Annotated in this window: 20 protein-coding genes; 16 read left to right on the forward strand and 4 right to left on the reverse strand. The window is 64.9% G+C overall.

Annotated elements, in window-relative coordinates:
* Positions 1-498: 498 nt before the first annotated feature.
* The 9 genes from sfnG to PNAP_RS02760 all read left to right on the forward strand — a co-directional run bounded on the left by sfnG (position 499) and on the right by PNAP_RS02760 (position 10,676).
* The gene (gene sfnG / locus PNAP_RS02720; protein ID WP_011799967.1) at positions 499-1,608 is read left to right on the forward strand and encodes a dimethylsulfone monooxygenase SfnG; all 1,110 of its coding nucleotides are present in this window, start codon (positions 499-501) and stop codon (positions 1,606-1,608) included.
* Positions 1,609-1,624: 16 nt separating this feature from the next.
* Entirely contained in the window at positions 1,625-2,836 is a 1,212-nt protein-coding gene (locus tag PNAP_RS02725; protein WP_011799968.1) for an AMP-binding protein, read from the forward strand.
* 14 nt (positions 2,837-2,850) lie between these two features.
* Positions 2,851-3,648 (forward strand): ABC transporter ATP-binding protein, encoded by a 798-nt coding sequence (locus tag PNAP_RS02730; protein ID WP_011799969.1) that lies wholly within the window; start codon positions 2,851-2,853, stop codon positions 3,646-3,648.
* A gap of 21 nt (positions 3,649-3,669) precedes the next feature.
* Entirely contained in the window at positions 3,670-4,551 is an 882-nt protein-coding gene (locus PNAP_RS02735) for a branched-chain amino acid ABC transporter permease (protein ID WP_011799970.1), read from the forward strand.
* Positions 4,552-4,563: 12 nt separating this feature from the next.
* The gene (locus PNAP_RS02740) at positions 4,564-5,631 is read left to right on the forward strand and encodes a branched-chain amino acid ABC transporter permease (protein ID WP_011799971.1); all 1,068 of its coding nucleotides are present in this window, start codon (positions 4,564-4,566) and stop codon (positions 5,629-5,631) included.
* Between the two features lie 53 nt (positions 5,632-5,684).
* Positions 5,685-7,010: an ABC transporter substrate-binding protein gene (locus PNAP_RS02745; protein WP_011799972.1), complete on the forward strand. Its 1,326-nt coding sequence runs from the start codon at positions 5,685-5,687 to the stop codon at positions 7,008-7,010.
* A gap of 87 nt (positions 7,011-7,097) precedes the next feature.
* Entirely contained in the window at positions 7,098-8,339 is a 1,242-nt protein-coding gene (locus PNAP_RS02750) for an acyl-CoA dehydrogenase family protein (protein ID WP_011799973.1), read from the forward strand.
* 63 nt (positions 8,340-8,402) lie between these two features.
* Positions 8,403-9,656, forward strand: a complete 1,254-nt coding sequence (locus PNAP_RS02755; protein ID WP_011799974.1) for an SfnB family sulfur acquisition oxidoreductase — start codon at positions 8,403-8,405, stop codon at positions 9,654-9,656.
* A 258-nt stretch (positions 9,657-9,914) separates the two neighbouring features.
* Positions 9,915-10,676: an ABC transporter ATP-binding protein gene (locus PNAP_RS02760; protein ID WP_011799975.1), complete on the forward strand. Its 762-nt coding sequence runs from the start codon at positions 9,915-9,917 to the stop codon at positions 10,674-10,676.
* A 40-nt stretch (positions 10,677-10,716) separates the two neighbouring features.
* Here PNAP_RS02760 and PNAP_RS02765 read toward each other — a convergent pair whose 3' ends face one another.
* From PNAP_RS02765 to msuE, 3 genes are all read right to left on the reverse strand, one after another.
* On the reverse strand, positions 10,717-11,820 hold the full coding sequence (locus PNAP_RS02765; RefSeq protein ID WP_011799976.1) for a sigma-54 interaction domain-containing protein: 1,104 nt from the start codon (positions 11,818-11,820) through the stop codon (positions 10,717-10,719).
* A 16-nt stretch (positions 11,821-11,836) separates the two neighbouring features.
* The gene (locus PNAP_RS02770; RefSeq protein ID WP_011799977.1) at positions 11,837-13,024 is read right to left on the reverse strand and encodes an acyl-CoA dehydrogenase family protein; all 1,188 of its coding nucleotides are present in this window, start codon (positions 13,022-13,024) and stop codon (positions 11,837-11,839) included.
* Between the two features lie 81 nt (positions 13,025-13,105).
* Positions 13,106-13,666, reverse strand: coding sequence for an FMN reductase (gene msuE / locus PNAP_RS02775; RefSeq protein WP_011799978.1), 561 nt, complete (start codon positions 13,664-13,666; stop codon positions 13,106-13,108).
* On the opposite strand from msuE, the gene PNAP_RS26790 reads away from it, so the two are divergent.
* From PNAP_RS26790 to PNAP_RS02805, 7 genes are all read left to right on the forward strand, one after another.
* A complete protein-coding gene (locus tag PNAP_RS26790) occupies positions 13,665-13,958 on the forward strand; it encodes a hypothetical protein (RefSeq protein WP_157040199.1) in 294 nt (97 codons plus the stop codon). The two genes, msuE and PNAP_RS26790, sit on opposite strands and share 2 nt — an antisense overlap.
* Before the next feature lie 446 nt (positions 13,959-14,404).
* Positions 14,405-15,619 carry an FMNH2-dependent alkanesulfonate monooxygenase gene (gene ssuD / locus PNAP_RS02780; RefSeq protein WP_011799980.1) on the forward strand — a complete coding sequence of 405 codons (1,215 nt, stop codon included), beginning with the start codon at positions 14,405-14,407 and terminating at the stop codon, positions 15,617-15,619.
* Entirely contained in the window at positions 15,616-16,467 is an 852-nt protein-coding gene (locus PNAP_RS02785) for an amidohydrolase family protein (protein WP_011799981.1), read from the forward strand. Before ssuD ends, PNAP_RS02785 begins: the two co-directional genes overlap by 4 nt.
* 26 nt (positions 16,468-16,493) lie before the next feature.
* Positions 16,494-17,483, forward strand: coding sequence for a cysteine synthase A (gene cysK / locus PNAP_RS02790; RefSeq protein ID WP_011799982.1), 990 nt, complete (start codon positions 16,494-16,496; stop codon positions 17,481-17,483).
* 123 nt (positions 17,484-17,606) lie between these two features.
* Positions 17,607-18,632, forward strand: a complete 1,026-nt coding sequence (locus PNAP_RS02795; RefSeq protein WP_011799983.1) for a sulfate ABC transporter substrate-binding protein — start codon at positions 17,607-17,609, stop codon at positions 18,630-18,632.
* 42 nt (positions 18,633-18,674) lie between these two features.
* Complete coding sequence (locus PNAP_RS02800; RefSeq protein ID WP_011799984.1) at positions 18,675-19,850, forward strand: sigma-54 interaction domain-containing protein; 1,176 nt, start codon at positions 18,675-18,677, stop codon at positions 19,848-19,850.
* A gap of 93 nt (positions 19,851-19,943) precedes the next feature.
* Positions 19,944-22,124 carry a protein-disulfide reductase DsbD family protein gene (locus PNAP_RS02805; RefSeq protein WP_011799985.1) on the forward strand — a complete coding sequence of 727 codons (2,181 nt, stop codon included), beginning with the start codon at positions 19,944-19,946 and terminating at the stop codon, positions 22,122-22,124.
* A gap of 79 nt (positions 22,125-22,203) precedes the next feature.
* Here the strand turns inward: PNAP_RS02805 and PNAP_RS02810 are convergent, their stop codons facing one another.
* Positions 22,204-23,646 (reverse strand): efflux transporter outer membrane subunit, encoded by a 1,443-nt coding sequence (locus PNAP_RS02810; RefSeq protein WP_041376482.1) that lies wholly within the window; start codon positions 23,644-23,646, stop codon positions 22,204-22,206.
* Between the last annotated feature and the right edge of the window lie 19 nt (positions 23,647-23,665).

The following is a 23,665-nucleotide window of genomic DNA, read 5'->3' on the forward strand; positions in this document are numbered from 1 at the left end:
AGCGCCTGCGCCAGCGCAGCAGGCCAGCGTGATGCCGCCGCAGATCGGACAGACAACGCCGCGAGTCACAAGGCAGCGAGACAGCGAGACAGCGAAGAGGCCAGGTAGCGTCCCTTTCCGGCTGATTCGTTCTTTTTTGAATGATTTAAGCCTCTAGCGCAATCTCCATTTGTACAAGCTGCTATGTTTTTAATAGCGATATTGATGGCAACTTTTGTTTCCAGGCTCTGCCATCAAACCATCCAGACTCCGGTCTATCACTGAACCCTGTGTGTACTGTTCGCCTGTATGAACCGTGCGTCGGCGGGTGCCGTGCAACTGTTGCCCAGCCAACAGTTGATCAGCATTTTGTGGTTTCGGCAGGCACTGAAAAATCTTGAGTTTTTAAGCTAAGTTATTGAATTTAAAAGATTTTTATGTATGGCATGGTTGCTGCTATTGAAAGGATGAAGCGCACGCATCGTGCAATCCAACCACCCTTCAGAAGGACTTCATGCCATGAGCCAGGAACAGATCAAATTCGCCTACTGGGTGCCCAACGTCAGCGGCGGCCTTGTTGTCAGCAAGATCGAGCAGCGCACCAGCTGGAACATCGACTACAACCGCAAACTGGCGCAAACCGCCGAAAAAGCCGGCTTTGAATACGCGCTGTCGCAGATTCGTTTCACCGCCGGTTACGGCGCTGAATTCCAGCACGAGTCGGTGGCCATCAGCCACGCCTTACTGGCGGCCACCGATAAACTGCGCGTCATCGCCGCGATTCTGCCCGGCCCCTGGAATCCGGTGGTGCTGGCCAAGCAGATTGCCACCATCGACCACCTGACCAATGGGCGCGTCGCCGTCAACATCGTCTCCGGCTGGTTCCGGGGCGAGTTCCAGGCGATTGGCGAACCGTGGCTGGAGCATGATGAGCGCTACCGCCGCTCCGAGGAGTTCATCGAGGTGCTCAAGGGCATCTGGACCACCGACAACTTCAGCTACCAAGGCGACTTTTACCGCATTCACAACTACAGCCTCAAGCCCAAGCCGCTGCAGCAAGCGCCGCATCCTGAAATTTTCCAGGGCGGCAGTTCACGCGCGGCGCGCGACATGGCTTCGCGCGTGTCCGACTGGTACTTCACCAATGGCAACACAGTCGAAGGCATCCAGGCCCAGGTGGACGATATCCGCGCCAAGGCTGCAGCCAATGGCCACAGCGTCAAGGTGGGCGTGAACGCCTTCATCATCGCCCGCGACACCGAGCAAGAAGCGCGTGCCGTGCTGGCCGAGATCATTGAAAAGGCCGACCCGGAAGCGGTCAACGCCTTTGGCCACGAGGTCAAACAGGCCGGCAAGGCCAGCCCGGAAGGCGAGGGCAATTGGGCCAAGTCCACGTTTGAAGACCTGGTGCAGTACAACGACGGCTTCAAGACCAACCTGATCGGCACGCCGCAGCAGATCGCCGAGCGCATCGTCGCGCTCAAGGCCGTCGGCGTGGACCTGATACTCAGCGGCTTTTTGCACTTTCAGGAAGAGGTCGCCTACTTCGGCGATAAAGTGCTGCCGCTGGTGCGCGAGCTGGAGCGCGAGCTGCAAGCCGAACCGGTTCCCCTGAAGCTGGCAGCCTGAGCGGCGCAGACGGGCCATGACTCAGACCGTCAACGCCGCATCAGCAGCGCCTGCCACGCTGCCGCACTGGCTGCTGTGCCAGTCGCATCAGCAGGCCGGGCGCATTGCCCTGCGCCACAAGCGCCTGGGCGTGTGGCAGCAGCGCTCCTGGCGTCAGGCAGCTGACGAGGTTCACCGTCTGGCCACGGCGCTGCGGGCCAGCGGTTTTGCCGAGGGTTCGACGCTGGCGATACTGAGCCGGCCGCGTCCCGAAGCCCTGCTGGCGGCGTTGGCCGCCCAGTGGCTGGGCGGCGTGGCGGCGCTGCTGGACCCGCTGGAAGCGGCGGCCGGGCAGATTGCGCTGCTGCGCGCCTTGCAACCCCAGGCGGTTTTTGCCGAAGGACTGCAGGAGATCGAACGTCTGCAGACCAGTGCGCTGACGTCAGGGCTGGTGTTGTATGCCGATGGACGCGGTGTGACCAGCCCGAACCCGGCAGGCCTTGCGCTGGCAGACTATGCCCAACTGGCACTGCGCGAGACCGACTGCCCCTGGCCGGTGCAAGCGCATGCCGAGCGCACGGCTTTTGCTTTTTACAGGCATGCCGCCAGCGGCCAGATTGAGCAGCAGCGCATCACCCATGCCGAGCTGCTGCAGCAAGGACGGCGCCTGGTGCTGGCCGAAAAGCTGGGTGCGGATGAAGAAGCACTGGCCGCACGCGCTTTTGCCGCCAGTGGTCAGGCCCGCTACCTGTTGGCGCCGTGGCTGATAGCCGGCTTCTGCCTGAATTTCCCCGAGAACCTGGCCACCCGCGACAACGATCGGCGCGAACTGGGGCCGACGCTGGTGGCCGGCACTCTTGAAACCTATACGCGCCTGCATGAACTGGTGCAGTCCCGCCTGCCGCAGCCGGGCAGCGTGCAGCGGCGCCTGGTGGACTGGGCGCTGACCGCGCAGCCGGGCGCAGCGCGCAGGGTGCTGGGCGAATGGCTGGTGCGCCGCCCGCTGCGCGACGTGATCGGTTTCACCCGAACCCGTGCGCCGCTGCTTGTGGGCGAGCCCTTGTCCAACAATGCGCAGGCTTTCTTTGCCGCGCTGGGCATCGAGGTGCGCGCCTGGCCAGATCCGGCGCAGTGGCACAGCCCGGCCGTCGCGCCAGCCGTACCAGTCCCGCCCACTGCGCCAGCCACGCCATCCTTGACAACACGGCAGCCCGGCGGCTGGAACCCTCACGGCGCACAGGCCGCCTGAAAGCAGAGCCACCCATGTCCGAAGTGATTTCCCCGCCCGCGTCCGCTTTGCCCCTGCTCACGCTAAACAACATTTCCCTCTCATTCAAAGGCGTGAAGGCCGTCACCGACATCAGCTTTGCCGTTGCGCGCGGCGAAATCTGCGCCCTGATCGGCCCCAATGGCGCGGGTAAAAGTTCATTGCTCAACGTGATCAACGGCGTCTACCAGGCGCAGGAAGGCCGCATCAGTTTCGAGGGCGAAACCTGCCAGCGCATGCGCCCGCACGACGCGGCCGTGCGCGGCATTGCCCGCACCTTCCAGAACCTGGCGCTGTTCAAGGGCATGAGCGTGCTCGACAACGTACTGACCGGGCGCAACCTCAAGCGCCGCAGCAACTGGCTGGAGCAAGCCCTGCGCCTCGGCCGCGCCGCGCCCGAAGACGACCGCCAGCGCGAAGCGGCCGAGCGGGTGATCGAGTTTTTGCATATCCAGCCCTGGCGAAATGCCCTGGTCGGCAAGCTGCCCTACGGCCTGCAAAAACGCGTCGAACTGGCCCGCGCCCTGGCGTCCGAGCCGAAATTGCTGCTGCTCGACGAGCCGATGGCCGGCATGAATGCCGAGGAAAAGCGCGAGATGAGCCGCTTCATCCTCGACATCAACCGCGAGTTCGGAACCACCGTGGTGCTGATCGAGCACGACATCGGCGTGGTCATGGGCCTGTCCCACCATGTGGTGGTGCTGGACTACGGCCGAAAAATCGGCGACGGCACGCCGCAGGAGGTGCGCTCCAACCCCGAGGTGATTGCCGCCTATCTCGGCACCCGCCATTGACCCCGCAAGGAACGAAAGACCATGGAATTTTTCTTTGAAGTGCTGATCGGCGGGCTGCTGGCGGGGGTGATGTACTCGCTCGTGGCTATCGGCTTTGTGCTGATTTACAAGGCTTCGGGCGTGTTCAATTTCGCGCAAGGCTCGATGGTGCTGTTTGCGGCGCTGACCTTTGTCAGCCTGCACGAGCGCGGCATGCCGTTCTGGCTGGCGTTCGCGGTCACGCTGGCGGCGATGGTGGCGATAGCCCTGCTGGTCGAGCGCCTGGTGCTGCGCCCGCTGGTCAACCGCTCGCCCATCACCCTGTTCATGGCGACGCTGGGCCTGTCCTACATGATCGAGGGCGCGGCCCAGGCCTTGTGGGGCGCGCAGGTCCACGGGCTGGAGCTGGGCATCAGCGACGAGCCGCTGGCGCTGGGCGGCGTGCTGCTGTCGCAGTTTGACTTGTTCGCGGCGGGCACGGCGGCGGTGCTGGTCACGGCGCTGTCGCTGCTGTTCAGCAAGACGCGCATCGGCCTGTCGCTGCGCGCCGTGGCCGACGACCCGCTGGCCGCGCTGGCTGTCGGCATTCGCCTGCAGCGCATCTGGGCGGTCGTGTGGGCGGTGGCCGGTTTTGTCGGACTGGTGGCCGGGCTGCTCTGGGGCGCGCGGCTGGGCGTGCAGTTTTCGCTCTCGCTGGTGGTGCTCAAGGCGCTGCCGGTGCTGATCATTGGCGGCTTCTCGTCGATAGGCGGCGCCATCGTCGGCGGCCTGATCATCGGCGCGTCGGAAAAGCTGGCCGAAATCTACCTCGGCCCGGTCATTGGTGGCGGCCTGGAGAACTGGTTTCCCTATGTGCTGGCGCTGCTGTTTTTGCTGGTGCGCCCGGCAGGCCTCTTTGGCGAACGCGCCATCGAGCGGGTCTGAGGAGGCATCGCCATGCTTTACAACGAAGCCGGCCAGTTCAGCATTTCCTACGCGGGCGAGAGGCGCCTTTTCCGCTTGCGCCAGGACCGCCGTGCGCTGGCGCTGCTGCTGGCCTTTGCCTTTGTCATCGTGCCCTTCGTGGGCAATGACTACTGGTTCAGCGCCATCCTGATTCCCTTTCTGGTGCTGTCGCTGGCCGGTCTGGGCCTGAACTTGCTGACGGGTTACGCGGGCCAGCTCTCGCTCGGGTCGGCGGCTTTCATGGCGGTCGGTGCGTTTGCCGCCTACAACTTCGGGCTGCGCCTGCCGGGCCTGCCGCTGCTGGCCTGCCTGTTTCTGGGCGGCGTGACGGCGGCGCTGGTGGCCGTGGTGTTTGGCCTGCCCAGCCTGCGCATCAAGGGCTTTTACCTGATTGTCTCCACGCTGGCGGCGCAGTTCTTCGTGTCGTGGGCGCTGACGAAATTCGGCTGGTTTTCCAACGACAACGCTTCGGGCGTCATCAGCGCGCCGCCGCTGACCATTTTCGGCGTCGATTTCAGCGCGCCCGTGGGTCGCTACCTGCTCACACTGAGCGTGGTGGCGGCGCTGTTCTGGCTGGGCAAGAACCTGGTGCGCAGCGAACTGGGCCGAAACTGGATGGCGGTGCGCGACATGGACACGGCCGCCGCCGTCATCGGCATTCCGCTGCTCAAGACCAAGCTGCTGGCGTTTGCGCTGAGCGGCTTTTTCCTCGGCATTGCTGGCTCGCTCTGGGCTTTTACCTACCTGGGCACGGTGGAGCCGCACGGGTTCGATTTGAACCGCTCTTTCCAGGTGCTGTTCATCATCATCCTTAGCGGGCTGGGAAGCATCCTGGGCAACTTTCTGGGTGCGGCCTTCATGGTGCTGTTTCCGCTGCTGCTGTCGAACCTGGCCGGTGCGCTGCCCGTGGGCCTCATCGATCCGGGCCAGTTGGAGAATCTGCAGAAGTTCATTTTTGGCGCGCTGATCATCGCCTTCCTCATCAAGGAGCCCGAAGGGCTGGCGCGCCTGTGGCAGCGTTTTCGAGAGCGCGTCCGCCTGTGGCCGTTGCGCTACTGATTTTTTTAGCTCTGTTTTTCATCATTTCATCATCCAACAAGGAAACCCTCCCCATGTTCAAACCCACTTTCGCCCGCAGTCTCGTCCTGGCGCTCAGCCTGGCCGCCGCCGCTGTCACTGCCCAGGCCGAGCCCGAGCAGTATTTCCCGCTGCAAAGCTACCGCGTTGGCCCCTATGCGGCGGGCGGCACCGGATTTTTCGGCGGCTTCATCGACTACATGCAATACGTCAATGCCAACGGTGGCGTCAACGGCGTCAAGCTCACCTGGAGCGAATGCGAAACCGAGTACGTGGTCGAAAAAGGCGTGGAATGCTACGAACGCCTGAAAAAAGGCCTGAACGGCGCTCCGGCGGCGGCCACCAACCCGCTGTCCGTCGGCATTGCCTACGCCACGCTGGACCGCTCGACCGCCGACAAGCTGCCGCTGATCACCATCAACCACGGCCGCACCGATTCGACCGACGGCAGCGTGTTTCCGTATGCTTTCCCGCTGCAACTCAATCCGTATTCCGAGGTGTCGGCCATCGTCAACTACATCGGCAAGCAGGCCGGGGGGCTGGACAAGCTCAAGGGCCAGAAGATCGTCACGCTCTACCACGGTTCGCCCTACGGCAAGGAAACCATTCCCGTTCTCGATCTGCTGGCCAAAAAATACGGCTTCACGGTCGAGCATGTCGAAGTGCCGCACCCCGGCAACGAGCAGCAATCGCAGTGGCTCAACATCCGCCGCGCCAAGCCGGACTGGGTGATTTTGCGCGGCTGGGGCGTGATGAACCCGGTGGCGCTCAAAACCGCGCAGAAGGTGGGTTTCCCGGCCAACCGCATCATCGGCAACATCTGGAGCAATTCCGAGGACGACGCCGCTCCTGCCGGTGCCGCCGCCAAGGGCTTCATCTCCATCACCACGCACCCGTCGGGCACGGAGTTTCCGGTGCTCAAGGGCATCAAGAAACAGGTGGTCGATGCCGGCAAGGGCAACCTGGCCGATCCCAAGCGCTTCGGCTCGGTCTATTACAACCTGGGCGTGGTCAACGGCATCTTGAACATCGAGGCGCTGCGCATCGCCCAGGACAAGTTCGGCAAGAAACCCTTGAGCGGCGAGCAGGTGCGCTGGGGTTTTGAAAACCTCAAGCTCGACGACGCCCGCCTCAAGAGCCTGGGTGCGCTGGGACTGGTGCAGCCACTCAAGCTGTCCTGCGCCGACCACGAAGGCGGCGGCGCCGTGCGCTTTCAGCAGTGGGACGGCCAGAAGTGGAGCGTGATCAGCGACTGGGTGCAGGCCGACCGGGCCTTGCTGCGCCCGATCATTGAGGAATCTGCCCGCAAGTACGCCAAGGAAAAAGGCATCACGCCGCGTGACTGCGGCAAGGAAGGCTGAATCCTGCGCCCAGTCTGAAATATCTCCTGATTGATCCACCCCGGCGGCGGGCGCAAGAGCCCGCCGCCAGCAACCCCCGACACCACCATGAGCCACAACTCTCTTCTCTTCACCCTGTCCATCGGCACCGACTACGAACGGCTGGCCAGCCGCTTTCGCCCGATTTTTGCGCGCATCGCTGAAGGCGCGGTCGAGCGCGAGTGCTCGCGAAGCCTGCCTTACGAGCCCATCAAGTGGCTCAAAGAAGCCGGCTTTGGCGCGGTGCGCGTTCCGGTCGCCCACGGCGGCGCGGGCGCTTCGGTGCCGCAGCTGTTTCGCCTGCTGATTGAACTGGCCGAAGCCGATTCCAATGTGCCGCAGTCGCTACGCGGCCATTTCGCCTTTGTCGAGGACCGCCTGAACGCGCCGCCCAGCGCCGAGCGCGACATCTGGTTCCAGCGCTTTGTCGCCGGCGAACTGGTGGGCAATGCGTGGACCGAAATCGGCAGCGTCAAGATGGGCGACGCCATCACCCAGGTCAGCCCGGTAGAGGAGGGGGGTTGGCTGCTCAACGGCACCAAGTTCTACAGCACGGGCAGCATCTTTGCCGACTGGATCGACGTGTACGCCAAGCGCACCGATACCGGCGGCGATGTGATTGCCGTGGTCAGCACGCGCCAGGACGGCGTGACGCTGAGCGACGACTGGGACGGCTTTGGCCAGCGCACCACCGGCAGCGGTACCTCGGTCTTTGTCAATGCCCAGGTGGAAAGCGTCAACGTCATCGACTTTGCCACTCGCTTCAAATACCAGACGGCGTTTTACCAGCTGGTGCTGAACGCGGTGCTGGCTGGCACCGCCAGGGCGGTGGAGCGCGATGCGGCGCGGGAAGTGCGCGAGCGCACCCGCATCTTCAGCCACGGCAACGCCACCAGCGTGGCGCGCGACGTGCAGGTGCAGCAGGTGGTTGGCCGCATCTCGGCGCAGGCCTACGCGGCCGAGGCGGTTGCCATCCGCGCCGCCGAACCGGCGCAGCGCGCTTATGAAACCCGCTTTGGCGGCAACGACGAGGCCGAGCACCAGGCCAACATCGACGCCGAAATCGAGTCGGCCAAGGCCCAGGTGGTGCTGGCCGACCTGGTGCTGCGCGCCGCCTCCGACCTGTTCAACGCGCTGGGCGCCTCGGCCGCCCGCGAAGCCAAGGCGCTGGACCGCCACTGGCGCAATGCGCGCACCGTGGCCACCCACAACCCGCTGATCTACAAGGAAAAAATCATCGGCGACTGGGTGATCAACGGCACCGAACCGCCTTACGTCTGGCAGATCGGCGCCGGCACGCCAGGCAAATAAACCGCGTCGCTGACGCCTGGTCCACGCGCCAACCCATTTCAAGCTTGATTTCAAGGAACTCTTATGACTGCCACAGCCACCCTGGAACGCCCACGCGTCAACTCTCCCGCGCCTTTCGCGCCGCGCCCCCGCCCTGTGAAGGCGGCCCACCTCATCCGCAGCGACGCCGAGGCGATTGAGATTGCCCACCGCCTGGCCGCCCGCTTTGCCCCCGAATCGGCGCTGCGCGACCGGGAAGGCTTTTTGCCGATTGACGAGATCGACGCCTACTCGCAAAGCGGCCTGTGGGGCATCAACGTGCCCAAGGCTTATGGCGGCCCCGGCGTGTCCTACGCCACGCTGGCCGAAGTGGTGGCGATCATTTCAGCGGCCGATTCGAGCATTGCCCAGATCAGCCAGAACCATTTCGTGCTGGTCGCCCATGTCGGCCTGGACGCCAGCGAGGCGCAAAAACAAGAGCTGTTCGGCTTGGTGCTCCAGGGGCACCGCTTCGGCAACGCCTTTTCCGAACTGAACAGCCGCAACGTGGCCGCTTTTGAAACGAAAGTGGTGGTGCACGGCGACGAGGTGGAAGTGAACGGCCAGAAGTTCTACACCACCGGGGCGCTGCTCTCGCACATCGTTCCCATCGTCGCCGTGAATGAAGCCGGCAAGGGCTACATCGTCTTTGCCGACCGCGACACGCCCGGCCTCACCGTGATCAACGACTGGTCGGGCTTTGGCCAGCGCACCACAGCATCGGGCTCGGTGAAGATCGAGCGGGTGCGCGTGCCCCAAAGCCGCGTCGTGCCGATTGACGCCTTCGACCACCCGAGCGCCGCCGGGCCGATTTCGCAGATCATCCAGGCCGCGATTGACGCGGGCATCGCACGCGGCGCGCTGGCCGACTCGATTGACTTCATCCGCAGCAAGAGCCGGCCCTGGATCGACAGCGGCAAGGAAACCGCTGGCGAAGACCCGTTCACCATCGCCGCCATCGGTGACTTGCAGATCAGGCTGCACGCTGCCGAGGCGCTGCTGGAGCGCGCCGGCCGCCTCGTCGATGCGGCGCTGGCGAATGCGACTGAAGCCACGGTGGCCGCAGCCACGGTCGGCACGGCCGAAGCCAAGGTGCTGACCACGCAGGTAGCAATTGAAGTGACCAACCGCCTGTTCGAGCTGGCCGGCACCCGCTCTGCGCTGACGGTTCACAACCTGGACCGCCACTGGCGCAATGCCCGCATCCACACCCTGCACGACCCGGTGCGCTGGAAGTTTTTCCATATCGGCAACTATTACCTGAACGGCGTGAACCCGCCGCGCCATCCGTGGAACTAAAGAGGCTCGTTGTTTGATGGAGGCTGCACGGGTTTGCAGATTGCTATTGAAATAATAGCTGCTTGCGCCCGTGCAGTATGTGCTACAGGCCTAAATTGTCTAAAAACAGGCCGCTTGAGCGACGGCTTGGAGCCCTAGTTGCGGCTGCGACCGGCAAAACGGCCTCTATTTCAGGGTCATTTAAGGCTCTAGCCAAATATCCACATGCGCAAGCAGCTATCACTTCAATAGCAATTAACGAGGCAGAACCAAAACCCCATGCCAAGCCATCCCATTTTGCAGATCGACGACATCGAGGTCGTCTATGAGCAGGTCATCCTGGCCTTGCGCGGCGTCTCGCTGTCGGTCCGGGCTGGCCAGATCGTCGCGCTGCTGGGCGCCAACGGCGCGGGCAAAAGCACCACCCTCAAAGCCGTTTCACACTTGATCCGCGCCGAACGCGGCGACCTGACGCGCGGGCGCATTCTGTACCGGGGCGAGGACATCGGCCAGCATGACCCGGATGCGCTGGTGGCCGGCGGGCTGGTGCAGGTGCTCGAAGGGCGGCATTGCTTCGCGCACCTGACGGTGGAAGATAACTTGCTGATCGGGGCGTTCGTGCGCAAGGTCTCGCGACGGGCGATGCAGGCGGACCTGGAGCGCATCTACGGCTATTTTCCGCGCCTCAGGCTGCGGCGCAAAAGCCTGGCCGGCTACACCTCGGGCGGCGAACAGCAGATGGTGGCCATCGGCCGGGCGCTGATGGCCAAGCCGCGCCTGGTGCTGCTCGATGAACCGTCGATGGGCCTGGCGCCGCAGATCGTCGAGGAAATCTTCGACATCATCGCCCGGCTCAACCGCGACGAGGGGGTCAGCTTTTTGCTGGCCGAGCAGAACATCAGCATTGCCCTGCGCTATGCCCAGTACGCCTATGTACTGGAAAGCGGCCGCGTCGTCAGCCAAGGCCAAGCGCAGGAACTGGCGCAGCGCGAGGACATGCGTGACTTTTACCTGGGCGGGCAGGTGGCGATCGCTGCTTGAGGCGCCCGCCCGCGTGAAAGGGCAAACCGCCCGGCGCGGCTCAGAGTGACAGGTTCGCCAGCCGGGCCTGCGGGATGCCCGGCGCGGGCCGGCGCTTGTTGACCACCAGCTCCCCCGCCTTGATCAGCTGGGCGCGGATGATGTTGCGGCTCAGGCCAAGCAGTTGGGCGGTGTGGACCTGGTTGTAGTGGCAAAAGCGGTAGGCGGTGCCGAGCAGCACTTCCTGCACTTTTTCATGCAGCGCGCCGCTTTCTTCCTCGAACAGCTTTTGAAAGGCGCGCTGCAGCAGGGCGTCGGCCGATTCGTCCTGCGGGCGGCTGCTGTCGTCCTGGCGCTCCAGGCGCAGTTTGGACAGGTGCAGGTCTTCGGCGCGGATCAGGTTGGCGCGGCAGATCAGCAAGGTGTGGTGAATCACGTTTTCCAGCTCGCGGATATTGCCCGGCCACGAATAGCCGATGAGCTTTTGCTGGGCTTCGGGGTGCAGCGTGATGTCCGTATAGCCCAGGCGGCGGCTGTACTCGGCGATGAAATGGCGCGTCAGCGGCAGGATGTCGCCCGGCCGCTCGCGCAGCGGGCTGAGTTCGAGCGTCACGACGCTCAGCCGGTAGTACAGGTCTTCGCGGAAATTGCCGGCATTGATGGCTTTTTCCAGCTGGACGTTGGTGGCCGCCAGCACCCGCACATTGATCGGAATGCTCCTGCGTGAGCCCAGGCGCACCACTTCGCGCTCTTGCAGCACACGCAGCAGCTTGACCTGGATGGGCATCGGCAGGTCGCCGATTTCGTCGAGGAACAGCGTGCCGCCGTTGGCTTCCTCGAACCAGCCGGCCTTGGAACTCAGCGCGCCGGTGAACGCGCCTTTTTCGTGGCCGAAGAGTTCGGCTTCCACCAGGTTTTCCGAGAACGCCCCGCAGTTGACCGCCATGAACGGCCCGCCGCGCCGGGCGCTAAGTTCGTGCAGGTGGCGGGCCACCAGTTCCTTGCCGGTGCCAGTCTCGCCAATGATGAGCACGCTGGCGTCGCTGGGCGCGACCTGCTGCAGGTGGGCCAGCAGGGCCTGCGATTTCGGATCCTCGAACACCTGGGCGGTGGCGCGGATCGAGGTGGCGAGGGCAGGAGACGGAGGCAGGGTGAGCAAGTGCATGGCGTTGGCAAATAGGCTAGGAGTAGAAAGAGGGCGCCGGCAGTGATGCATTGAGCGCCCAGTCGCCCAGTTCCTGCAGCTTGTAGTCCACCGGATCGTGCAGGGTCTGGGTGCGCAGGTTGCGCCAGTGGCGGTCCAGCCGCAAGGCAGCATGGGTGGCGCGCGCGCCGGTCACTTCGAACAGCCGGCTGGTCACATCGAGCCCGCAGCGGGTGGCGGCGACCTTGGCGGTGGCGATGGCCACGGCCAGGTGGCCGCGTTCCTCTGCGCCCAGCCGGTTTTCCTTGCGCCAGGCCTCGTCGAGCAGGTTGTTGGCCCGTTCGGTAAGCAGTCGCACGCCCTCCAGACCGACCCAGAACTCGCCGTAGTGGCGCAGCGTGTACGGGTCTTCGCTGACGTGGGTGGCCTTGGACTTGAACCAGACGCGCGACTCCTTGAGCGTGTAATGCCGTGCTTCGTCAAAAGCGCCTTCGGCAATGCCGAGGAACAGGTTGGCAAAGGTCAGCTGGGCAATCAAGGGGCGCAGACAGGCAAAGGGTGTGCTCAGCGGCCCCGGGTCCAGCAGCAACTCGTTTTCTTCGACCCGCACGCGCTCGAAGGTGGCGCTGCCGCTGTCGGTCTGTCGCTGGCCCATGTTGTCCCAGTCGCCATGCAGGGTGATGCCGCTGCGGCCGCTGGGAATGGCCGCGATCAGCAGCTTGCCGCTGCTGGACTCGTCGAGCGCCGAGGCGATCAGCATTTCCGAGTCGGCCGAGCCGGAGCAAAAGCTCTTGCGCCCGGAAAATTCGCGCCAGCCGTTGAGCTTTTTCGACACCGTGCGGGTGTCCAGCGGGTTCAGCGCATTGCCCCAAAACCAGTCGTTGCGGGCGGTCTGCTCGAACCACGGCTCCCACTGGTCGGGCCGCGCGAACAGGCGCACGGTGGCCAGCATCAGGTGCTGAAAGCCATAGACATGGGCAATCGAGCTGTCCACGCGGGCAAATTCGCGCACGATCTGCAGCGTTTCGCTCCAGCTGGCGCCCAGGCCGCCGTATTGCCGGGGGATGCTCAGGGCGAGCAGGCCGCTGTGGCGCAGGGCGTCGCGCTCGGCCTTGGGCGTGCCGCCGCGCAGGTCGCGCTCGGCGGCGGTTTCGGCAAACCGGGCGGCGAGCTGGCGGGCGATCTGGAGAGGCGCAATGGCCTTGAGTTGATGAGTGGCGGTCACACGCTGTTTCCTGAAAAGAGGTTGAAAGAAAGGCCGGGGCGATGCGGGCAGCCGGGCACAAGCGCGGCCACTGCTGCGTCTTCAGGCCGCTTGCAGTTCCTCCGTCTTCTGGCCCAGCAGGGGCAGGGCGTGCTTGACCGCCAGGCGGATGCGCGCCTGCAGCAGTTCGCTGCTGATCTGGTAGTCGCTGAAATCGGCCTCCGAGGCATACACGCCGGTGGGCAGGGTGAGCGCCTGGAAAAAGCTGAACAGCGGGCGTAGCTGGTGGTCAATCACCAGCGCGTGGCGCTCGCTGCCGCCGGTGGCGGCGAACAGCACTGGTTTGCCGATCAGCGCATCCTGGCCGATCAGGTCGAACAGGTGCTTGAACTGGCCGGGGTAGGAGGCGCGATAGACCGGCGTGGCGGCAATCAAGAGGTCGGCCGACTCGATGGCGCGCAGCTCGCGCTCGACGGCGGGCGTGAGTTCCTTGCGCGACAGGGCGCTGCCCAGCGGCCGGGCAATGTCGCCCAGCTCGATGATGTGGCTGTCGATGGCCAGGTGTTTGCCCAGCTCGGCGACGATGGCCTGGGTTAGCACCAGGGTGCGGGAAGGGCGGAAGGTGCCGCCGGAAACGGCGACGATTTTCAAGGGAGTGCTCATGGGATGGAATCCTGCTTGGGAAGTGGTTGATATGGCTGCGCTGGCTGTTTGGGCTGGCAACTGGAACAGCCATCGCAACAGTTATGCCAAGGTGAAAATGCCTTCCGGGCCGGTGCGCCGCACTCTCCCATTCATCGGCCGCAGTCCTGCGCAATGCTTCAATCGACGCCTGTGCATCCGGTCTCGGGGTTGTGTGGCGCTGTTGCCGGGCTTGCAGTTCATCAGGCATGTATTTTTAGAGGTAATCGGCACTATGCGCACGCTGCATAAGCATAAGAAGCTATTTTTTTAATAGCATTTTGAGTGCCGATTTTTCCCTTTCCATCGCTTCTCATTCAGGAATTCACGCCGGAATCAGCGCCTTCACACCTGAAGAGCTTGTAATCTAAATCATATAACGATGTTTGTTTAAATACTTTTTAGCTATTTACTAAGGGCGTCGCTGCCATTTTTTTTGGCCTGGTTTGCCTCTCGTCCACACATGGCAGCGGCAGGAGCTGTTTGCCTGGCAACAGTGGATTGGTCAAAGTGTTGCGGCGCCAACACCAGCGCGCAGCGCGCGAACGAAGGCGCAATGGCGCGGCGCGCCGACACGTTTTTTCATGCGCCGCAGAGCCGGAAGCGGCCTTTTCCATGCTCTCGAATCCCTTCGCGAACAGGCCGGTTCCGGACCTTTTCCGGCTTGGTACGGACCTTGCGGACAGGCGGGGCGTTCATCCTTGAAATTGAGGCTATCCCATGAGTTTTGAAGTTTTCTGGTTTCTTCCCACGTCCGGCGACACCCGCTATCTGGGCAAGTCCAATACCGGGCGTCCCGCCACCAATGCCTACATGCGCCAGATCGCCGTCACGGCCGAAAGCCTCGGCTATGACGGCCTCCTGATCCCCACCGGCAGCAGCTGCCTGGACCCGTGGGTCACGGCCTCCAGCCTGATTGCGGTGACCCAGCGCATCAAGCTGCTGGTGGCGCTGCGCACCTCCGTCACCGGCCCCACGGCCAGCGCGCGCCAGGCGGCGACGCTGGATCAGGCGCTCAATGGCCGGCTGCTGCTCAATGTCGTGCCCGGCGGCGATGCGGCCGAACTGGCCGCCGAAGGCGTTTACCTCGACCACGACCAGCGCTACGAGGCGGCCGATGAATTCATCACCGTCTGGCGCGACCTGATGGCCGGCAAGACCGTTGATTTCACAGGCAAGCACGTCAACGTCAAGCAGGCCAGGAACTTCTTTCCGCCGGTGCAGCAGCCTGCGCCACCGCTGTACTTTGGCGGCTCCTCGCCAGCGGCGCATGAGCTGGCCGCCAAGCACGTCGATGCCTACCTGACCTGGGGCGAGCCTCCAGCGGCCGTCGCCGAGAAAATCGCCGATGTGCGCCGCCGCGCCGAAAAATACGGGCGCACGGTGCGCTTCGGCGTACGCCTGCATGTCATCGTCCGCGAGACCAATGAGGAAGCCTGGGCCGCCGCCGAGCGCCTGATCAGCCGGCTCGACGACGACACCATCGCCAAGGCCCAGAGCAACTACGCCAGCATGGACTCCGAAGGCCAGCGGCGCATGGCCGCGCTGCACGGCGGACGGCGCGACCAGCTCGAAGTCAGCCCGAACCTGTGGGCTGGTGTCGGCCTGGTGCGCGGCGGCGCGGGCACGGCGCTGGTGGGCGACGCGCAGACCGTGGCGGCGCGCCTGCAGGAATACGCCGACCTGGGCGTGGACACCTTTGTGCTGTCGGGCTACCCGCACCTGGAGGAATCGATCCGCTTCGCCGAACTGGTGTTCCCGCTGCTGCCGGGTAAAGAGCCGGTCACGCTGATCGACCAGGTGCTGACCGGCGGGGCGTTCGACGTGCGCGCCACCGCCCCGGCCGTTGCGCCGCAAAGCGCTGAAAAAGCCGCCGAAAAGCCCGCTTCCGCAGCCGGCCAGGCCATCGCTGCTGAACGCGCAGTAGCCGTATGAAAGTCATCGACCTGCGCTGCCGTCCGGCCTACCTGCACGATTTTTTCGGCGCCAACCCCGGTTCGCCCGGCTACGAGACGGCGCGCTGGCTGAACCGCCGCGTCGGCACACGCGGCAGCGACGAGCATTTCGCGCGCTCGCTCACACCCGAGGGCTTTCTGGCCGAGGTGCGCGATGCCGGCCTGAGCAAGGCCGTCGTCGTCGGCCGGAACACGCCCGCCCAGCACCTGCCCAACGACCTGATCCACCAGATCACCCATGCGCACGAGGAATTGCTGGGCATTGCCGGCATCGACCCGGCGCTGCAGGGTGTGGACGGTGCGCTGGCCGAGATCGACCGGGCCATCGACCAGCTCGGACTGGCTGGCATCGGCCTGGAGCCGGGCTTTGGCGCGCCCGCCCGGCATCCGGACGATGCGCTGTATTTTCCGGTCTATGAACACCTGAACCGCCGTGGCCTGCCGCTGTTCCTGATGTCCGGCCCGACGACGCCGGACCCGGCCTTCAACGACCCCGGTCGGCTGGCGAAAGTGGCCCAGGCTTTTCCGCAGCTGCGCATCGTCTGCTACCACGGCTACTACCCGAACACCCAGCAGCTGGTGGGCGTGGCTTTCCGCTACGAGAACATCTCGGTGGTGCCCGACATGTACCAGTTCCTGCCCGGCAGCGAGGTCTTCGTGCAGGCGGCCAACGGCTTCATGGGCGACCAGCTTTTGTTCGGCTCGTCCTATCCGTTTCGCCCGATCCGCCAGTCGATTGACGATTTTCTGGCGCTCGGCTTCAGGGGCAAGGTGCTGGACAAACTGCTCTACGGCAATGCGGCACGCCTGTTCGGGCTGGCTGCCTGAAAAAAAATTAACCAAGGAAATTCACCATGTCCACCATTTACGCTGACAACTCGCAGTCCATCGGGCGCACGCCGCTCATTCAGCTGCGGCGCATCACCGACGGCGCCCATGCCACGGTGCTGGCCAAGATCGAGGGCCGCAATCCGGCCGCTTCGGTCAAGTGCCGCATCGGTGCGGCGCTGATCTGGGACGCCGAGCAGCGCGGCCTGCTTGGCGCGGGCAAGGAAATCGTCGAGCCCACCAGCGGCAACACCGGCATTGCGCTGGCCTTTGTCGCGGCGGCGCGCGGCATTCCGATCACGCTCACGATGCCGGAAACCATGAGCATCGAGCGGCGCAAGCTGCTGCTGGCCTATGGCGCGAAGCTGGTCTTGACCGAAGGCGCCAAGGGCATGAAAGGCGCCATTGCCAAGGCCGAGGAAATTGCCGCCAGCGACCCGAAATATGTGCTGCTGCAGCAGTTCAAGAATCCCGCCAACCCGGCGATTCACGAAGCCACCACCGGCCCCGAAATCTGGCAGGACACCGACGGCGGCATCGACATCTTCATCTCGGGCGTGGGCACCGGCGGCACGATCACCGGCGTGTCGCGCTACCTGAAAAAAACCCAGGGAAAAGCCATCATTTCGGTGGCCGTCGAGCCGTCGGCCAGCCCGATCCTGACCCAGCACCGGGCCGGTGAGGAACTCAAGGCAGGGCCGCACAAGATACAGGGCATAGGTGCCGGATTCGTGCCCGAGGTGCTGGACTTGTCGCTGGTCGATGCGATAGAGCAGGTCAGCAACGAGGAGGCGATTGACCATGCCCGGCGCCTGGCGCGGGAAGAGGGCATTCTGGCGGGGATTTCCGGTGGCGCAGCCGTTGCGGCAGCGGTACGCTGGGCGAAAAAGCCGGAAAGCGCGGGCAAGACCCTGGTGGTCATCATTCCTGACTCGGGGGAGCGCTATCTGAGTTCAGTCCTGTTTGAAGGAATTTTTGATGCCAGCGGTGCTGCGGTCAATCAGGAATTGGCTTGAGTGAACCTCCACAAAAACGAAAAGCTTCTTTACAAATGAGAATTTAGTCGTTCCAGTTCTATAGCTCAACCATGAAAATTCAACGCATCGCACTTATTGCGTTGCAATTTTCTGGAGCTTTTCATGGCTGAACGCCGCACTTTTCGCCGTCCCTTTCTGAAAATCGCCTTGGCAACCACGCTGGCGGCGGCGTCATGGGGCGCCATCGCCCAGCAGGCCGTCAACCTGCTCAACGTATCGTATGACCCGACCCGCGAACTTTATGTGGAATACAACGCCGCGTTCATCAAATACTGGAAAGCAAAAACTGGCCAGGACGTGACCATCAAGCAATCCCACGGTGGCTCGGGCAAGCAGGCGCGGTCGGTGATTGACGGACTGGATGCAGACGTGGTGACGCTGGGGCTTGCCGGTGACATCGACGCGCTGGTCAACAACGGCGGGTGGATTCCCAAGGACTGGCAAAAGCGCCTGCCGCACAACTCGTCTCCCTACACCTCCACCATCGTGCTGGTGGTGCGCCAGGGCAACCCCAAAGGCATCAAGGACTGGGATGACCTGATCAAGCCCGGTGTCAGTGTCATCACGCCCAACCCCAAGACCTCCGGCGGCGCGCGCTGGAATTACCTCGCCGCCTGGGAGTTCGCCAAACGCAAATTCGGCGGCGATGCCAAGGCCAAGGATTTCGTGGCCAAGCTCTACGCCAACGTGCCCGTGCTCGACACTGGCGCGCGCGGCTCGTCGATCACGTTCGCGCAGCGCAACCAGGGCGATGTCTTCATTTCCTGGGAAAACGAAGCCTACCTGCTGGAGAAGGAATTCGGCAGCAAGGTCGATGTGGTCTATCCCTCCCTCAGCATCCTGGCTGAACCCCCGGTCAGCGTGGTGGACAAGAACGTGGACCGCAAGGGCACCCGCGCCGTGGCCGAGGAATACCTGAAATACCTCTACACCGAAGAAGGGCAGGACATTGCCGGCAAGAACTTCTACCGCCCCGCCGTTTCCGAAAAGGCCAAGGCCAAGTACGCCAAACAATTCCCCAATCTCAAGCTGTTCACCATCGAGCAGGGCTTTGGCGGCTGGACCAAAGCCGACAAGGAACACTTTGCCGACGGCGGCTCCTTTGACCAGATTTACCTGAAAAAGTAAGCCCTGCCCGGTTCTTGCCAAGATGGCGTTACCAGGAAACCCATGAACCAGCTACTGACCTTTCCCGATGCAGGCAAACATGCCTTGTCCATTCGCGCCAAGGCACTGGTGTTTGAAGACCCGCAGTCCCAGGCCTTGCTCGCGCGCCTGGACCAGGTGGCACCCACCGAGGCCACCGTCGTGATCATCGGTGAAACCGGCACCGGCAAGGAGCTGCTGGCGCGCCGCATTCACCAGGGCAGCGCACGGCGCGGCCCCTTCGTGGCGGTCAACTGCGGTGCGTTCAGCGAATCGCTGATCGATGCGGAGCTGTTTGGCCACGAGAGCGGGGCCTTCACCGGCGCCAGCCAGGCCCGGGCCGGCTGGTTCGAGGCGGCCAATGGCGGCAGCTTGTTTCTCGATGAAATTGGCGACTTGCCGCTGGCGCTGCAGGTCAAGCTGCTGCGCGTGCTGCAAGAGCGCCAGATCGTGCGCATCGGCTCGCGCAAGCCCATCGAGCTGGATGTGCGGCTGATTGCCGCCACCAACGTGGACCTGCGCGACGCGGTGAACGCAGGCCACTTTCGTGCCGACCTTTACTACCGGCTCAGCGTGGCGACGCTGGAGCTGCGTCCGCTGTGGGAGCGGCCGGGCGATATTCTTCCGCTGGCCCGGCATTTTCTGGCCAGCTACGCCAAACGCCTGGGGATTGAGGGCAGCACGCTGACGCCGGGTGCCGAGCAGGCGCTGCTGGCGCATGACTGGCCGGGCAATATCCGGGAGCTGGAAAATGTCGTTCACTACGCGCTGATTGTGGCCCCCGCAGCCGCCATCCACGCGAGCGACCTGCAGTCGATCCAGCGTTCGGCACGCAGCCGGGCGCGTCAGCCTGTGGCCTTGCCGCCAGCGGTGGCGGACAGCAGCGCCAGCACGCCGGAAGTGGCTGCCGTCCCCACGCTGCGGCAAATGCTGCGTGAACTGCTGCTCAAATCAATGAAGCTCAACCAGCCGTTGCTCTTTGAACAGGTGCAGGCAACGCTGGTTTGTACCGCTTTCGAGTTCTGCCACAACAATCAGGTGCAGACCGCACGTCTGCTCGGCCTGTCGCGCAATGTGCTGCGCACCTTGCTCAAACAGCATGGGCTGCTGGCGGCGCATGAAGACAGCAGCCCCGATACCGGCGACTTTGCCGCAGACCTGCTCGTCGGGCAGCCGGTTGCGGCTTCTTCCATGGCTTGAAAAGCCTTTCGCGACCACAAATGCCCGCAGGGCCGGAGTTGGCGCGCGCAAGCAACCGATATCAAACGGTGGGGACAAACAACAAGGAATACTGTGAGCAGGCACTGGAACACTGAAGCGCGCTTGGCGCTGCTGGGCATCGGACTGGGGCTGGCTGCGGCATGCGCACAGGCCGCGCCGGACGAAGCCGCCACGCAGCAGGTGCGCGCCCGGCTCGTCGCCTCGGCGGGCGCCGTGCATGCGGGAGATCGCCTGGTGCTGGGAGTGCATCAGCACATCGCGCCCGAGTGGCACACCTACTGGATCAATCCCGGCGACACCGGCCTGGCCACCCGGATCGACTGGACACTGCCCCCAGGGAGTGCGGCGGGCCAGATCCAATGGCCGACGCCGCAGCGCTTTCAGCTCGGCGCCATCACCAACTTTGGTTATGCGGGAGATGTCACCCTGCTGACCGAGATCGACGTACCGAAGGAATTGCAGGCGGGCCAGCAGTTCGCGGTTCGGGCCCAGGTCAACTGGCTGGTGTGCCGCGAGAGCTGCATTCCGCAGAAAGTCGAGTTGCGTCTGAGCCTGCCGGTGCTTGAGCCCGGCCAGCCCGCCGGCGCGGGCAGCCCGCTGATCGACGCGGCCCGCGCCCGCCTGCCGGTGGCCAGCCCCTGGCCCGTCAACGTGCAGTACGCCGCCGACCATGTGACCCTGCGCCTGGTGAATCCCGGCCTGTCCAGAGACGCGCTCGATACCCTTGCTTTCTTCCCGGCCCAGCGCCATCAACTGTCCAATGAACTGCCGCAAACAATCAAGGTGGTCGATAACGAGGTGCTGCTGCAACTGCCCCATGGCGACGAGCCACCCTCGGCACAGGCGGCGTTAACCGGCGTGCTGGTGGTCCGCGATCCCGCCCAGCCCGCCAGTGCGGCCCGTGGCTACGCGATTAACAGTGCGGCCTCGCCGCTCGCCAGAGCGCCCGCCACCGCTGCCCAGGCGCCCGCACCGGCGTCATCGTCCGTCACGACCCTGGCCTCGGTGCTGCTGCTCGCACTGTTCGGCGGCATCGTGCTCAACCTCATGCCCTGCGTGTTTCCGGTGCTGTCCATCAAGGCCCTGTCGCTGCTGCAGCACGCCGAGCGCCCGGCGCGCGAAACACGCCGGCATGGACTGGCCTACACCCTGGGCGTGCTGGGCAGCTTCGCGCTGCTGGGCGGGCTGCTGATCGTACTCAAGCAAGGCGGCGCGCAGATCGGCTGGGGCTTTCAGTACCAGTCGCCCGGCTTTGTGCTGCTGGCCGCTTACCTGATGTTCGCGGTGGGCCTGAGCCTGTCGGGCGTGTTTTCGGTGGGCGCCTCGGTGGCGGGATGGGGCTCCTCGCTGGCATCTCGGCGGGGCTACAGCGGCAGTTTTTTTACCGGCGTGCTGGCCGCCGTGGTCGCCAGTCCCTGCACCGCGCCCTTCATGGGCGCCGCGATAGGCTATGCGCTGACGCAGCCGGCGGCCATTTTGCTGGCCGTTTTCCTCACCCTGGGGATGGGCCTGGCGCTGCCCTATCTGCTGCTGACGCACTGGCCCGCGCTGCAGCACCGCCTGCCCCGCCCCGGACGCTGGATGGAGCGCGTCAAGCAGGGCCTGGCGTTTCCGATGTATGCCGCCGCCGTCTGGCTGGCCTGGGTCTTGGCCCAACAGGCAGGCCCCCATGCGGTGGCCGCCGCGCTGGGCGGCATGGTCGCCATCGCCTTTGCGGCCTGGATTTTTGACGCCACGCGGGGCCATGCCCGCTCGGGCGTCCAGCGCAGCGGCGCCGGCCTGGCCCTGCTGGCGGTGACAGCGGCCTTGCTGGGCGGCCAGACCGGCCTGCGGGCGCAGCCTGCGCCGCCAGTCCAGCAGCCGGCGATGGGCAAACCGTCGCACGGTGCCGAACCCTACAGCGCAGAGCGGCTGCAAAGCCTGCGCCGTCAGGGCCAGCCGGTCTTTTTGAACCTGACGGCGGCCTGGTGCATCACCTGCCTGGTCAACGAGCGGGTCGCGCTCAGCGACGCCAGCGTGCAGCAGGCGTTCGAGCGCGCCGGCATCCATTACCTCAAGGGCGACTGGACCAACGAGGATGCGCAGATCACGCGCAAGCTGGGGGAGTTCGGGCGCAGTGGCGTTCCGCTGTATGTGTACTACCCTGCAAATGCCGGCGCCGACCCGGTGGTGCTGCCGCAAATCCTGACGCCGAAAATGGTGCTGGACGTCTTGCAGTCACCCGCAGCGGTGTCGGTGGCCCGCACGCCCTGAGCTGATCAGCTGATCACGCAAGGTCAGCGGGCCACCACTGCTGATGCCTCCCGCATTCCCGCTATTCGAAAATGCTGGCTCAGCGCTGGCCAAGCAAGGCCTGCTCCAGTTCGCCGGGCTGCCAGCCGCCGCCCAGCGCCTTGACCAGGTAGGCCGTGGCCTGCAGCTGCTGGCCGCGCAGCTGGCTGGACAGGCGCTGGTTGGTCAGCACGTTCTGCTGGGCGGTGACCACGTCGAGGTAAGTGGACAGGCCGCCCGCATAGCGGTCCTGCGCGATGTCCAGCACCCGCTGGGCGCTGGCGCTGGCGGCCTGGGACTGGGACTGGGCGCTGGCCAGGGCGTTGAGCGCCAGCAGGCCGTCCTCCACCTCCTGCAGCGCGCGCAGCACCACCTGGCGGTAGCTGGCTGCGGCCAGTTCCTGGCCGGCTCTGGCCTGTTCTTCTCTGGCGCGCAGGCGCCCACCATCGAACACGGCCTGCGTCAGGCTGCCGCCCAATGCCCACAGCAGGCTGGGTGCGTCGATCAGGCTGGCGATGTTTTTCGCTTCCCAGCCGCCCGAGGCGCTCAAGGTCAGGCTGGGAAACCAGGCTGCTTTGGCCAAGCCAAGCTGGGCATTGGCCACGGCCACGGCGCGCTCTGCGGCGGCGATGTCGGGCCGGCGCTGCAGCACCTCGGACGGCAGGGCCACCGGCAGGCCCGGAACGCCTGCGGGCAGGGCCGCCACCGGCAGCGTGAACTGGCTGGCCGGCGTGCCGACCAGCGTGGCCAGCGCGTGTTCGAGCTGCCCGCGCTGTTTGCGCAATAAGGTTAGCTGCGTGCGCGTGGCGTCAAACTGGGCCTGCTGCTGCGCCCGGTCCAGGCCGGAAGCGGCGCCGCCCTCGTGGCGTGCTGCGAGTAAATCAGCGGCGCGCCCCTGGACCTGCAGGCCCTGCTCGACCACCGCGATTTCGGCATCGAGCGAGCGCAGCGTGAAATAAAACGCCGCCAGATCGGCGCTGAGCACCAGTTGCGCGTTCAGCTGGTCCGCTTGCGCCTGCTGCTCGAAAGCCAGCGCGGCCTGCTGCTCGTGGCGCTGGCGTCCGAACAGGTCCAGCTCGTAGCTGACCGTGCTGCTCAGCACGAAATCGTTCTGCACGGACGCGCTGGCTTGGGCGCCCGCCGTGGCCGCTGGCCGGTTGGCGGAGGTGCCGGTGCGCGTGCCGCGCAAGCCTGCATCGACGCGCGGCAGGCTGGATGCCCCGGCGATGTCCACCAGGGTATGAGCCTGGCGCAGACGGGCGGCGGCCACCTGCAGGCTCGGGCTGGCCTGGCGGGCTTGCTGCTGCAGGGCGTCCAGGCCGGGGTCATTGAACAAGCGCCACCACGCGCCCTTGTCGAGGCTGTCGCCCGGCTGGGCCGGGCGCCAGGGCGCGGCGCCCTGCGCCGCTGCCAGGTCAGCCGGCGTCTGCCATGCGGGGGGTGCCTCGCTTAGCGCCACCGGGGGCGGCGCGACGCTGCCGCAGGCGGCCAGGGCCAGCGCCATCAGGCCTGTGCATCCCGCC

This window comes from Polaromonas naphthalenivorans CJ2 (assembly GCF_000015505.1).
GTDB lineage: Bacteria > Pseudomonadota > Gammaproteobacteria > Burkholderiales > Burkholderiaceae_C > Polaromonas > Polaromonas naphthalenivorans.